The organism is Microbacterium sp. SWDP-B6, assembly GCF_059803615.1.
In genome coordinates this window covers 178,746-191,022 of record NZ_JAPFGV010000004.1, presented here as the reverse complement: position 1 = coordinate 191,022, position 12,277 = coordinate 178,746, and the positions used below count along the sequence as shown (strand labels likewise).

The following is a 12,277-nucleotide window of genomic DNA, read 5'->3' as shown; positions in this document are numbered from 1 at the left end:
TCCTCGGACGGATGGCAACTCATCGGGACTGACAGACTGGGGCCATGGCGCAGCTCGGATTCGACGCGCCGGCCCCCAAACGCGGCCGGCCAGGCTACGACCGTGAGCAGGTGCTCGCGGTCGCGGTCAAGGTGTTCAACGAACAGGGCTACGACGCGACCAGCGTCGCCGATCTCAGTGCCACTCTCGGCCTCACCAAGTCGGCGCTGTACCACCACTTCGAGTCGAAGTCGGCGATCCTCGAGCTCGCGCTGAACGATGCCCTCGACGCTCTCGAGGCCGTCGTGGACGACGCCACGGCGCGGCATCCGCTCGCCTCCGATCGCCTGCGATCGATCATCCGCGGGGCCGTGCGTGTGCTCACCGAGAAGTTGCCCTCGGTGACGCTGTTGCTGCGTGTGCGCGGCAACGGCGACGTCGAGACCTCCGCGCTCGTGCGTCGGCGCGCGTTCGATCAGCGGGTGACGGCGATCGTGGCCGAGGCTCAGGCCGAGGGGCTGATCCGCGACGACGTGGATGCCGCGGTCGCGACCAGGCTCATCTTCGGCATGATCAACTCGGTCGTGGAGTGGTATCGCCCCGGCGGGCCCGTCGACCCCGATGAGCTGGGCGAGGACATCCTGCGGGTGAGCCTGGACGGACTGCAGTCGCGCTGAGCCGACTAGTCGTCGGCCGGAGCCACCCGAGGCGGCCAGCTGGTCGCTCCGAGCTCGCGTGAGATGTTGCGGGCCGTCTCTCGGAGCGCGTTCAGCACGGCGTCGGAGGCGGGCGCGTGCGAGGTGGGCATCACGACCGCGACCGCGGCGACGATGTCGTTCGAGGCGTCGGAGACCGGTGCGGCGACGGACGATTCTCCGAGCACCGCCTCGTCCGTCTCGGACGCACTGCCGCGTTCGGCGATCGCGGGGAGCTCGAGCATCAGCCTGGCGATGTCGGTGATCGTGTCTCCGGTGAGGCTGGGCAGCGGTCGTTCGAAGACGGTGCGCTGGAAGCCGAGGTCATGTGCGAGCAGCACCTTTCCCATCGCCGAGGCGTGAGCGGGGATCGCGACGCCGGTCTCGAGCATCTGCTGGCTGTCGTCCGGGCGCAGATCGTGGTGGATGACGAGCACCTCGTGAAAATGCGGAGCACCGAGGCGCACAGGCAGATTGGTGCGCCGCGCGAGCTCCTGCGTCCACCGCATCGCCCGTGCCCTGACATCGAGCGTGTCGAGGTACACGTTGCTGAGGCGCAGCAGCGTCGGTCCGAGCATGTAGCGCTGTCCGCCGCGCTCTTTCGCGACCAGCCCGTGCTCTCGCAGCGACTTGACGATCCCGTGCACGGTCGACGGCGGCAGGCTCAGTGCGAGAGCGAGATCGGTGATGCCGAGGTGGCGCGCACCCTGCAGCAGCTCGAGCACCTTGGCGGCGCGATCGATGGCCTGGATCACGGTGCGTCCTCCCTCCGGTTCGTCGTCGAGCCGGGCCGTCATGTCGTGTGTCCGAGTCGATATTGACAACTCGACTGCGCCCGAGCATATTCGACATTGACGAATGACTTTCCAATATTGCGAAAGATCGCCACCGCAGAGATCAAGGGAGATCGAACGATGAAGAAGCTCATCAACAACCCCGCCGATGTGCTGGTCGAGTCGCTGCGAGGCGTCGCCCTCGCGCATCCCGAGCTGTCGGTCGACCTCGAGACGCACGTGATCACGCGCGCGACGCCGAAGGCGCAGGGCAAGGTCGCGGTGGTCTCCGGTGGCGGGTCAGGCCATGAACCGCTGCACGGCGGATACGTGGGGGTGGGCATGCTCGATGCCGCGGTCGCCGGCGAGGTGTTCACGTCACCGACGCCCGACCGCGTGCAAGCGGCGACCAAGGCCGTCGACCGCGGCGCCGGCGTGCTGCACATCGTCAAGAACTACACCGGCGACGTGCTGAACTTCGAGATGGCCGCCGAGCTCGCATCGATGGAGGGCATCGAGGTCGGCACCGTGATCGTCGACGACGACGTCGCCGTGCAGGACTCTCTCTACACAGCCGGGCGTCGCGGTGTCGGACTGACCGTGCTGCTCGAGAAGCTGGTCGGCGCGGCGGCCGAAGAAGGACAGGATCTCGCCGCGGTCGTCGAACTCGCCCAGCGCATCAACGGCCAGGGTCGCTCGATGGGGATGGCGCTCACGAGCTGCACGGTTCCCGCAGCGGGCAGACCCACGTTCGACCTGCCGGAGGACCAGATGGAGATCGGCATCGGCATCCACGGCGAACCCGGTCGGCATCGCGAGCCGCTGGCCCCCGCATCCGAGATCGCCCGCCAGCTCGTCGAGCCGATCCTCGCCGACCTCGACGCCGCCGGACCCGCGATCGTGATGCTCAACGGCATGGGCGGATCGCCGCTGATCGAGCTGTACCTGATGTACGGCGAGGTCGCGTCGTTGCTCGAGAAGGCGGGGGTGCAGATCGCCCGCAACCTGGTCGGCGACTACATCACGTCGCTCGACATGGCCGGGTGCTCGCTCACGGTGCTCAAGGCGGACGACGAGCTGCTGCGGCTGTGGGATGCCCCGGTGAACACGCCAGGACTGCGATGGGGAGCATGATGGCGGCGATCGACACCGCGGCCCTCGTCGACTGGATCCGGCGGTTCCGCGACGTGATCGCCGAGAAGCGCGAATGGCTCACCGAGCTCGACTCGGCGATCGGCGACGCGGACCACGGCGCGAACATGGCGCGTGGCATGGACGCGGTCGTGGCGAAGCTCGACTCGGCGGTGCCGCCCACCGTCGACGAGCTGCTCAAGACCGTCGGCATGACGCTCGTGAGCTCGGTCGGAGGTGCCAGCGGGCCGCTCTATGGCACGCTGTTCCTGCGGATGGGGATGGCGGCCGGCCCGGTGGACGAACTCGATGCCGCCGGGCTCGCAGCCTCGCTGCGAGCGGGTCTCGACGGGATCGTCGCCCGGGGCAAGGCCGAAGCCGGCGACAAGACCATGTTCGATGCGATGGCACCGGCCGTGGATGCACTCGATGCGGAGATCGCAGGCGGGGCGGATCTCGCAGCGGCGACGGCTGCGGCTGCCGATGCTGCGGCTGCGGGGCGTGACGCCACGGAGCCCCTGGTGGCACGCAAGGGACGCGCGAGCTACCTCGGTGAGCGCAGCGCAGGGCACATCGACCCGGGTGCGGCGTCTACGACGCTGCTGTTCGAGGCGCTCGCCCGGGCCACCGCGGAATCGTCCTGATGATCGGCATCGTCGCCGTCTCCCACAGCGCTCGACTCGGGGAGGCGGCCCTGGAGCTTGCCCTGCAGATGGTGCGAGGCGGGGGAGCGCGCGTCCTGGTGGCGGCCGGCGCGGGGACGGATGCCGACGGCGCAGCCGTTCTCGGAACGGATGCCGTAGCGGTCGCCGCGGCCATCGACGAACTGGCCGCGGATTGCGACGGAGTCCTGGTGCTGATGGACCTCGGCTCGGCGGTGCTGAGCGCGGAGCTCGCGCTCGAGCTGCGCATGAGCGACGTGCCCGTCCGCCTCACGCCCGCGCCGTTCGTGGAAGGGCTGCTCGCCGCAGTCGTGTCCGCGGCGGCGGGCGCATCGCTCGAGGTCGTGGCTGAGGAGGCGTCCGCTGCGCTCGGCGCGAAGACCGGCCAGCTCGGCGACCCGGACGAGCCCGTCGCGCCCGCCCCCTCGGCGCTCGCACCGACGCACGGGCCGAGCGACGCGGTCACTCGCGTGGTCACCGTGCGCAACCCGCTCGGCATCCATGCTCGTCCGGCTGCGCTGATCGCCGAGGCCTCCGCAGGGGCGGATGTGCGGCTCACGCGGCTGCCGGATGGGCCGGAGGCCGCGGCCGCCAGCCTGTCGAGACTGCTGATGCTCGGCGCCAGGCAGGGCGACGAGGTGCGGCTGTCCGCGACCGGGGCGGACGCCGAGCTCGCCATCCATCGACTGGTCGCGCTGTTCGACGAGGGGTTCGGTGAAGGAACCGCGGTCGCCGCGCCCCCGAGAGAGGTCGTGCACACGCGGTCGACCGAGTCGGCGGTGAGTGCGGCGCCCGTGATGTCCGGGACGGTGCTGAGCGGGCGAGGCGTGAGCGCCGGGCGGGCAGCGGCGCAGGCCGTGCTGCTGGCTGCGCCACTCGACGAGCCCGACCCTGGCCTGACGGTCGATGCGGCTGAGCGTGAGAGCGAGGTGTCGGCGATCGAGTGGGCAGCCGTCGCGGTGGCCGATCAGCTCCGCCGCCGCACATCGGCGGCGACCGGAGAGGCTCGGGCGATCCTCGATGCTTCGCGTCTGCTCGCCTCAGACCCCGAGCTCGTCGCAGATGCGACGGCGCTCGTCCGATCGAAGGGGCGCACCGCCGCCCGCGCCGTCTGGGAGACGGCTCTCGCGCACGAGAAGGCGCTCAGAGCCTTGGGTGGTCGTATGGCCGAGCGTGCCGCCGACATCCGTGACGTCCGAGACCGGATCATCGCCGAGATCCTCGAGGTCGAGATGCCCGGTGTTCCGGAGCGGGATGAGCCTTTCGTGCTCGTGGCCACCGACCTCGCACCCGCCGACACGGCCGCCCTGGACGGCGGCAACTGCGTCGCTCTGGTGACCGAGCAGGGCGGGCCCACATCGCACACCGCGATCATCGCCCGCTCACTCGGAATCCCCGCGGTCGTCGGGGCCGTCGGGGCCACGGGCATCGCATCCGGCGCCGATCTGCTCGTCGACGGCGACCGGGGCACGGTCGAGGTCGACCCGAGCCGTTCCAGGATCGCCGAGGCGCAGGCCGTGTCGATCGTCGTGCCCTTCGACGGAGAGGGCGTGCTCGCGGACGGGCGCCGGATCGCACTGCTCGCCAACGTCGGCGGCGCGGCCGAAGCGGTGGCGGCTGCGGCATCGAAGGCAGAGGGAGTGGGTCTCTTCCGCACCGAGTTCTGCTTCCTCGACCGCACCGATGCGCCGTCGGTCGACGAGCAGGTCGACGCCTACCGAGGCGTCCTCGCGGCTTTCCCGGGGCGGAAGGTCGTCGTGCGCACGCTCGACGCGGGCAGCGACAAGCCGCTGCCGTTCGCCAACGCCGACACGGAGGAGAACCCCGCTCTCGGAGTCCGCGGTCTGCGGATCGCACGGCGATCACCCGCGCTGCTCGATGATCAGCTGCGGGCCCTCGCGCTCGCGGCAGCGGCGGAGTCGGCGCTCGTCGAGGTGATGGCTCCGATGGTGGCCACGGTCGATGAGGCGCGCGACTTCGCGGACCGTGCGCGGGCGGCCGGACTCGAGAAGGTGGGAGTGATGGTCGAGACGCCCTCCGCCGCGCTCCTCGCCTCAGAGATGCTCGAGGTCGTCGATTTCGTCAGCATCGGAACCAACGATCTCGCCCAGTACACGCTCGCCGCGGACCGACTGCTGGGCGAGCTGGGCGACCTGAACGATCCGTGGCAGCCGGCCGTGCTGCGATTGATCGGCCAGGCGGGTGCTGCCGGACGCCGGTGGAACCTGCCGGTGGGCGTGTGCGGCGAGGCCGGCGCCGATCCCACACTGGCCGCGGTGCTGGTCGGCCTCGGGGTCACCTCCCTGTCGATGACGCCCCGCGCGCTGGGCCGCGTCGCGGCCGCGCTGGCAGATGTCACGGGTGATCAGTGCGACGCAGCCGCGGAAGCGGTGCTGAGAGCGGCGACGGCGGCCGATGCGCGTGCCGCTGCGGCCGCTGTGCTCAGTGACGGCTGAAGAGTTCACGTCGTCCGATCAGGCGGATATATGCGATCTTCGGCATGCTCTTCCTCTCGTTCTGATCTCGACATGCGCGCGCCCCTGGTCGAGGGTGCCGCAGCGCCATAGGCTCCGAGGAGGGGGCGCCCGCAGCGGCGCATGACGAGTCGGAGGATGCACATGACTGTCTTCACCACGTGGCGAGCGCGAATGATGCTCGCATCGATCGGGATCGGCGCGCTGGTCGCCCTGAGCGCCTGCGCCCCGACTCCTCAGGCCTCGTCGTCGCCCTCGCCCTCGCCCTCGCCGTCGCCGTCGACCGCGTCCCCCGAGCCCTACGCCGGACCGATCGTGTTCGTCGGAGACGAACTCGACGCGTTCGCGCTCACCCCTGAGGAGATCGTGGGGATCGTGCCGGAGGCCACCGACGTCGGTGATCCTTCGCCGGTGCTCGAGCAGGTGTCGGATGGCGGAAGTCTCCCTGCGGATCCGCCGATCTGCGATGCCCTCTACGCCGAGCAGTCGCTCGGCAGCGTGGGGGCGAGAACGGTCGAATGGCAGGTGCCGACGGATCCCGCCAACGGGTCCGGTCGGATGACGATCATGCAGTTCGCTGATGAGGCGCAGGCCCAGGGGCGAATGGATCAGCTGCTCCAGGCTGCCGAGCAGTGCGCCGAGTTCGCCAAGGAGGGAACCATCACTTTCGATGCCGCGATTCCGGAACCCTCCGAGGACGTTCGAGCCTTCGCGGGGTCGCTGGTCGATGCGGGGCTCGACTGGCGGTCTTTCGACGCATTCGCGTCGACCGGCAACGTGATCGTGCAGCTCTGGCAGCCCTTCAGCGGTGACCGCGACTTCGACGCCGAAGCCGCCGCCCTGCTGCTGCAGACCCGCGCCGGTGAGGCGAGGTCGGGACTGATCGACGAGCTCACCGAGAACCCGCCTGTCGCCGAGACCGATCCGTCGGGAGACCCCGGAGCCGTGTGGAGCGAGTGGCAGATCGGTGTCGGCGGGGTGGGTCCGCTCCGCCTCGGCGACTCGGTCGATGCCGCTCTCGCCAAGGCGGGCGAGGACGCGCAGGTCATGGAGCCGGAGTACGACGGCGGACCGTGGAGGCTCGTCGCGCCCGGGGGCGCGGGGTCCATCCTGGTGCAGCCCGTCGAGGACGGTGACGCGGTGTGGTCGATCACCGTCGGAAGCGATCGCAGCCTCGATGAGTCGGTCGACGACGGAGCGGCGCTGCCGCACCGGGGAGACATCCGCCTCGGCGCTCCCGTGGCGGATGCGATGGCCGCCTACCCCGGGGGCACCGTCGTCGATGTCGTGGCGGCAGGCGATGACTTCTACGCCGTCACGACGCGCGACGGCCAGGTCTTCCGGTTCCAGGCCGACCGCGATGTCGCCGAGGAGGGGTCGATGATCGTCGGCATCACGGTCGAGGACGCCACAGCCCGCACGCCGCTCGTCTTCGGCTGACGGCGGGCCGGTCGTTCCACCGACCGACCCGCCGCCCGGCCTTGTCAGCGGCTCCGTCAGGCGTGCAGGTCGACGCCCTTCGTCTCCTTCACCATCGTCACTGCGATGAGGGAGATCAGCGCCGCGGCGGCGATGTAGACGCCGATCGTCCACGCCGCGTGGAACTGGTTCATCAGCGTCTCTGCGATCATCGGAGCGAACGCCCCGCCGAGAATGGCACCCAGTGCATATCCGATGGAGACGCCCGAGTAGCGGACGTTGGCCGGGAACATCTCGGCGTAGAGGGCCGCCTGCGGGCCGTAGGAGAGCCCGAGTGCGAACGTCATCACGAACAGTGCCACGAAGTACCAGAAGATGTTCGCCGTATCGATCAGGAACCACATCGGCACAGCCCAGAGCGCGAGTGCGATGTAGCCGATCTGGAAGGTGCGGACCCGCCCGAGACGATCGGAGAGGTGACCGCCCCAGAGCGTGAAGATGAGCCATCCGAACGAGGCCAGCGTCGTCGCCAGCAGCACGGGAGGACGCTCCATGCCGAGAGCGGTGACAGCGTAGGTGGCGAAGAACGCGATGAGCAGGTAGCCGGCGGCGTTGTTTCCGATGAAGATCAGTGCGGTGAGGACGACCTGCTTGGTGTTCTTGCGGAACAGGCGGCCCAGCGGTGCCGAGGCCTCCTGACGGCGGCGCCGGAGATCTTCGAAGACCGGGCTCTCATCGACTGCGCGCCTGATCACGTAGCCGACGGCGATCAGCACGATCGACATCAGGAACGGGATCCGCCAGCCCCACTCGAGGAACGCCTCGGGTGACATCGAGCTCGTCAGCACCCAGAGTGTCGCTGTCGCGAGGATCATGCCGATCGGAACACCGATCTGCGGGAAGGCGCCGAAGAGTCCGCGTCGGTTCGTGGGCGCGTGCTCGACGGCCATCAGCGCCGCACCGCCCCATTCACCGCCGGCCGAGAACCCCTGCAGGATGCGGAGCACGATGAGCAGGATCGGCGCCGCGACACCGATCGCCGCATAGGTCGGCAGCAGGCCGATCAGGGAGGTGGAGAGCCCCATCATCACGAGCGTGAAGACGAGCATCCTCTTGCGGCCCAGCTTGTCGCCGAGGTGCCCGGCGACGATGGCTCCGAGGGGGCGGAAGAGGAAGGATATTCCGATCGTGGCGAAGGACAGGATCTGCGCGAACCCCTTGTTCTCCTCGGCGATCGGAGCGAGGAAGAGCGGAGCGAGCACGAGGCCCGCGGCTTGCGCGTAGATGAAGAAGTCGTACCACTCGATCGAGGTGCCGACCAGGGTGCTGGCGAGCACCCGCCGTTCCTCGGCGGGCATCCTCGTTCTCGTGCTGTCTGCGGAGACTGCTGACGTCATGCGAACTCCATTGTTCTGCGGGTGGGGGGAGAGAGCGACGACGTGCCGCTCCGAATCACTTACCGAATGATCGGTCAGTAATTGACGAGAGTAGCGCACGCCGACCCGCGGCCCAAGCGCTGCGTCCATGGCGGCGCGGGAGTGCGACGTGCGCGGCCCTCACACCCGCCCGAATGCACGCAGCGGATGCTCGATGAGCTCGGTCACTCGACGCAGGAAGCCGGCGGCGTATCCGCCGTCGCACACCCGGTGGTCGAACACCAGCGAGATCTGCACGATGCGGCGGGGGACGATCTGCCCGTCGATCACCCACGGCCGCTCGATGATGCGACCGATTCCGAGGATCGCGACGTCGGGGTGGTTGATGATCGCGGCTGAGCCGTCGACCCCGAGTCCGCCGTAGTTGTTCAGGGTGAACGTCGATCCGCGCAGGCGCTCCGGCGGCATCGACCCGGAGCGGGCTGCAGTCGTCAACTCGCGCAGCGCCGCGTCGAGCTGCTCGACGGAGAGCTCGTGGGCGCGGGGGATGACCGGAACGACGAGCCCGCGTGCGGTGTCGGCGGCGACGCCGAGATTGACGCCCTCGAACGAGATGAGCTCTGAGGCATCGTCGCTCAGTCGAGATGCCAGCACCGGATGATCCTCCAGGGCGAGCAGCACGAAGCGCGCGATGAGGGCTGTGAGCGAGGGGGCTCTGCCGCCCTCGGGAGCCATGCCTGTGCGCAGCGTCCACAGCTCGGTGGCGTCGACGTCGACCCACACGGTCGCCTCGGGGATCTCGGAGCGGCTGCGGCTGAGCTTCGCGCTCACGGCGCGGCGCAGAGCCGACAGACGCTCGCGCGAGACCACGGCGAGGCCGTCGAGGCTCTGCCCGCTCGCGCTGCGATGCTGTGCGGCTGCGCCGTCGACGGCATCGTCGACGGCCGCGGCCAGGACGTCGGCGCGGGTGATCGAGCCGTCGTGTCCGGTCGGGGTGATCTCGTGCACGTCGAGCCCGAGATCTCGCGCCAGGCGTCGGACGAGCGGTGAGCGCACGGCCACCGTGCGCCGCGAGGCGGTCGTCGGCGGGGCGGGAACGCCAGGCTCCGTCGGCGTCGGCTCGGGCAGCGTCGCTTCCGCCGAGGGAGCGGCATCACGGACGCTCGACGTCGGGACCACGGTCGCCCGCGCACGACGACGACCGGTCGTCACGCGGTCGGAGGTGCCGTAGCCGATCAGGACGTTGCCCGAGCCCGCTCGCTCCTCTTCTCGGTAGGCCGCGTGCTCTGCGGCATCCGAACCGTTCGGTGCGCCCGAGTCGGTCGTGCTCGCCGGCTGCGTCGCATCGGAGACCTCGAGAACCGGGGCGCCGACGTCGATCGTCTCGCCAGGCTCTCCGTGCAGGGCGGTCACGACTCCCGCGAAGGGGGAGGGCAGCTCGACGATGCTCTTGGCCGTCTCGACCTCGGCGATCGCCTGGTCGGTGACGATGGTGTCGCCGACCGCGACCAGCCACTGCACGAGGCCCGCCTCGGTCAGGCCCTCGCCGAGATCGGGGAGCCGGAAGACGCGGGTGGTGAGTGCGGTCATGAGGCGTCCTCCCAGTGCAGCGAGTCGATCGCGTCGAGGACGCGGTCGACATCGGGCAGATACCAGTGCTCGAGCTTCGGCGGTGCATACGGGGTGTCGAAACCGGTGACACGTCGCACCGGTGCCTCCAGATATTCGAAGCAGCGCTCGAACACCCGTGCCTGGATCTCGGAGGCGACGCTGGCGAAACCCGGGGCCTCGGCGATCACGACTGCTCGTCCGGTCGCACGCACGGCGGCCATCACCGTCTCGTCATCGAAGGGAGACAGCGAGCGGATGTCGATGACCTGCACGCTGCGCCCCTCGGATACCGCGACGTCTGCCGCCTCGAGCGCGAGCGGCACCGAGGTGCCATAGGCGATCAGGGTGACATCTGTCCCCTCCCGCGCGACCCTGGCGGTGCCGATCTCGGCGATGACCGAGGTGTCGACCTCGCCCTTCGTCCAATACAGTTTCTTCGGTTCGAGGAAGATCACCGGGTCGGGCGACGCGATCGCCGCTCGCAGCATCGAGTACGCGTCCTGCGGCGTCGACGGACTCACGACCGTGAGCCCGGGGGTGTGGGCGTAATACGCCTCGGACGAGTCGCAGTGGTGCTCGACTCCTCCGATGCCCCCGCCGAACGGGATGCGGATCACGAGCGGCATCCGCACGGCGCCGCGCGTGCGGTTGCCGAGCTTCGCGACGTGGCTGACGATCTGCTCGAACGCGGGAAGCGCGAAGGCGTCGAACTGCAGCTCGACGACGGGCCTCATGCCGTTCATCGCCATGCCGACGGCTGTGCCGACGATGCCGGATTCGGCGAGCGGGGTGTCGAAGCAGCGATCCTCGCCGAACCGCGCGGTGAGCCCGTCGGTGATCCGGAAGACGCCTCCGAGCGCGCCGACGTCTTCGCCGAACACCACGACCTCCGGATCGCTCTCGATCGCGTCCGCGAGGGCGAGATTCAGAGCGGCGGCCATGCTCATGGTCGATACGGCCGCGACACGCATGTCGACGCGGACGTCGTCGTGGGCGATGGTCATCGTGCACCTCCTGCGGGTTCGTGTGTGCGCTCGATCTCGCCCCTCAGCAGGTGCCACTGTTCTTCTCGCTGCGGCGAGCGAGACTCGGTGACGAAGCGGAAGAGGTCTTCGGGGTCGATGTCGGCATCCGTGTTGAGCGCCTCCCGCATCGCCGCAGCCGTCTGCTCGGCTCCGTCGGCGTACTCCGCCTCGAGCTCTTCCGTGAGCGCGCCCGTGCCGGTGAGGTACGTGCGCAGACGTGTCAGCGGATCACGCGCGACCCACGCCTGGACCTCCGCGCGCTCGCGATAGCGGGTGTCGTCGTCGGCGTTCGTGTGCGCCTGCATCCGGTAGGTGTGCGCTTCGATGAGCGTCGGTCCGCCGCCGGCGCGCGCCCGATCGACCGCGTCGCCGAGCACTGCCAGCACTGCGGCGACGTCGTTGCCGTCGAGGCGCTGCCCCGGCATCCCGTAGCCGATCGCCTTGTGGGCGAGGGAGGGCGCCGCGGTCTGACGACTGAGCGGCACGGAGATCGCGAACTCGTTGTTCTGCACGAAGAAGACGACGGGCACGTGGAAGACCGCGGCGAAGTTCATGGCCTCATGGAAGTCGCCCTCGCTGGTCGCGCCGTCACCGCACAGGGCCACGACCACGGTGCTCTCGCCGCGCCTCTTCGCGGCATACGCGAAGCCGACCGCGTGCAGGAGCTGCGTGGCGAGGGGAGTCGCCTGAGGAGCGACGTGGTGCGCCCGCACGTCGTAGCCCGAATGCCAGTCGCCTTTGAGGAGCACCATCGCGTCGGCCGGGGCGACGCCCCGCGCGACGACCGCCACCGAGTCGCGGTACGTGGGGAAGAGCCAGTCGTCATCGGCGAGAGCGAGAGCGACGCCGATCTGGCACGCCTCCTGACCGTGCGACGACGGGTAGACGGCGAGGCGGCCCTGCCGCACGAGAGCGCTGGCCTGGTCGTTGATGCGTCGACCCTCGACGAGACCCCGATAGGCGGCGAGCAGGGCGTCGGCGTCCGGCAGCGCGTAGCGCTCGTCCTCGATGACCCTGCCGTCTGCGTCGATGAGCTGGACCGCTGTGTCGCGCGGCAGCAGATCTGCATGTTCCATCCGTTCGCCCTCCTTGCCGAACCCGATGAGGACAGCATGCGCCTCGGGAGACAGTC

General features: G+C 69.7%; 10 protein-coding genes and 1 pseudogene. 6 read left to right on the top strand and 5 right to left on the bottom strand.

Annotated elements, in window-relative coordinates:
- Positions 1-44: 44 nt before the first annotated feature.
- A complete protein-coding gene (locus tag OPU70_RS08185) occupies positions 45-656 on the top strand; it encodes a TetR/AcrR family transcriptional regulator (protein WP_042539394.1) in 612 nt (203 codons plus the stop codon).
- Positions 657-661: 5 nt separating this feature from the next.
- Here OPU70_RS08185 and OPU70_RS08180 read toward each other — a convergent pair whose 3' ends face one another.
- Positions 662-1,471: an IclR family transcriptional regulator gene (locus OPU70_RS08180; RefSeq protein ID WP_231567491.1), complete on the bottom strand. Its 810-nt coding sequence runs from the start codon at positions 1,469-1,471 to the stop codon at positions 662-664.
- Between the two features lie 117 nt (positions 1,472-1,588).
- Between OPU70_RS08180 and dhaK the strand changes: the two genes are divergently transcribed.
- The 5 genes and pseudogenes from dhaK to OPU70_RS08155 all read left to right on the top strand — a co-directional run bounded on the left by dhaK (position 1,589) and on the right by OPU70_RS08155 (position 7,154).
- Positions 1,589-2,581 (top strand): dihydroxyacetone kinase subunit DhaK, encoded by a 993-nt coding sequence (gene dhaK, locus OPU70_RS08175; protein WP_042539488.1) that lies wholly within the window; start codon positions 1,589-1,591, stop codon positions 2,579-2,581.
- Positions 2,569-3,222, top strand: coding sequence for a dihydroxyacetone kinase subunit DhaL (gene dhaL, locus OPU70_RS08170; RefSeq protein WP_498557503.1), 654 nt, complete (start codon positions 2,569-2,571; stop codon positions 3,220-3,222). Before dhaK ends, dhaL begins: the two co-directional genes overlap by 13 nt.
- Positions 3,222-3,932 (top strand): annotated as a pseudogene (locus tag OPU70_RS08165) (HPr family phosphocarrier protein); the annotation flags it as partial. The gene dhaL and the pseudogene OPU70_RS08165, both read left to right, overlap by 1 nt.
- A gap of 105 nt (positions 3,933-4,037) precedes the next feature.
- Positions 4,038-5,696 carry a phosphoenolpyruvate--protein phosphotransferase gene (gene ptsP / locus OPU70_RS08160; RefSeq protein WP_498557523.1) on the top strand — a complete coding sequence of 553 codons (1,659 nt, stop codon included), beginning with the start codon at positions 4,038-4,040 and terminating at the stop codon, positions 5,694-5,696.
- Positions 5,697-5,858: 162 nt separating this feature from the next.
- Positions 5,859-7,154: a sensor domain-containing protein gene (locus OPU70_RS08155; protein ID WP_194286012.1), complete on the top strand. Its 1,296-nt coding sequence runs from the start codon at positions 5,859-5,861 to the stop codon at positions 7,152-7,154.
- A gap of 56 nt (positions 7,155-7,210) precedes the next feature.
- Here the strand turns inward: OPU70_RS08155 and OPU70_RS08150 are convergent, their stop codons facing one another.
- From OPU70_RS08150 to pdhA, 4 genes are all read right to left on the bottom strand, one after another.
- On the bottom strand, positions 7,211-8,530 hold the full coding sequence (locus OPU70_RS08150; RefSeq protein WP_042539398.1) for an MFS transporter: 1,320 nt from the start codon (positions 8,528-8,530) through the stop codon (positions 7,211-7,213).
- A gap of 159 nt (positions 8,531-8,689) precedes the next feature.
- Positions 8,690-10,099 (bottom strand): dihydrolipoamide acetyltransferase family protein, encoded by a 1,410-nt coding sequence (locus tag OPU70_RS08145; protein WP_498557502.1) that lies wholly within the window; start codon positions 10,097-10,099, stop codon positions 8,690-8,692.
- Positions 10,096-11,124: an alpha-ketoacid dehydrogenase subunit beta gene (locus tag OPU70_RS08140; RefSeq protein ID WP_498557501.1), complete on the bottom strand. Its 1,029-nt coding sequence runs from the start codon at positions 11,122-11,124 to the stop codon at positions 10,096-10,098. The genes OPU70_RS08145 and OPU70_RS08140 overlap by 4 nt, the downstream gene beginning before the upstream one ends.
- Positions 11,121-12,221, bottom strand: coding sequence for a pyruvate dehydrogenase (acetyl-transferring) E1 component subunit alpha (pdhA, locus tag OPU70_RS08135; RefSeq protein WP_079112444.1), 1,101 nt, complete (start codon positions 12,219-12,221; stop codon positions 11,121-11,123). The genes OPU70_RS08140 and pdhA overlap by 4 nt, the downstream gene beginning before the upstream one ends.
- Between the last annotated feature and the right edge of the window lie 56 nt (positions 12,222-12,277).

Coding starts and splice junctions, on each gene's coding strand:
- OPU70_RS08140 (WP_498557501.1), bottom strand. CDS start 11,124: ATGACCATCGCCCACGACGACGTCCGCGTCGACATGCGTGTCGCGGCC.
- dhaK (WP_042539488.1), top strand. CDS start 1,589: ATGAAGAAGCTCATCAACAACCCCGCCGATGTGCTGGTCGAGTCGCTG.
- OPU70_RS08145 (WP_498557502.1), bottom strand. CDS start 10,099: ATGACCGCACTCACCACCCGCGTCTTCCGGCTCCCCGATCTCGGCGAG.
- OPU70_RS08150 (WP_042539398.1), bottom strand. CDS start 8,530: ATGACGTCAGCAGTCTCCGCAGACAGCACGAGAACGAGGATGCCCGCC.
- pdhA (WP_079112444.1), bottom strand. CDS start 12,221: ATGGAACATGCAGATCTGCTGCCGCGCGACACAGCGGTCCAGCTCATC.
- OPU70_RS08180 (WP_231567491.1), bottom strand. CDS start 1,471: ATGACGGCCCGGCTCGACGACGAACCGGAGGGAGGACGCACCGTGATC.
- OPU70_RS08185 (WP_042539394.1), top strand. CDS start 45: ATGGCGCAGCTCGGATTCGACGCGCCGGCCCCCAAACGCGGCCGGCCA.
- OPU70_RS08155 (WP_194286012.1), top strand. CDS start 5,859: ATGACTGTCTTCACCACGTGGCGAGCGCGAATGATGCTCGCATCGATC.
- ptsP (WP_498557523.1), top strand. CDS start 4,038: ATGTCCGGGACGGTGCTGAGCGGGCGAGGCGTGAGCGCCGGGCGGGCA.
- dhaL (WP_498557503.1), top strand. CDS start 2,569: ATGGGGAGCATGATGGCGGCGATCGACACCGCGGCCCTCGTCGACTGG.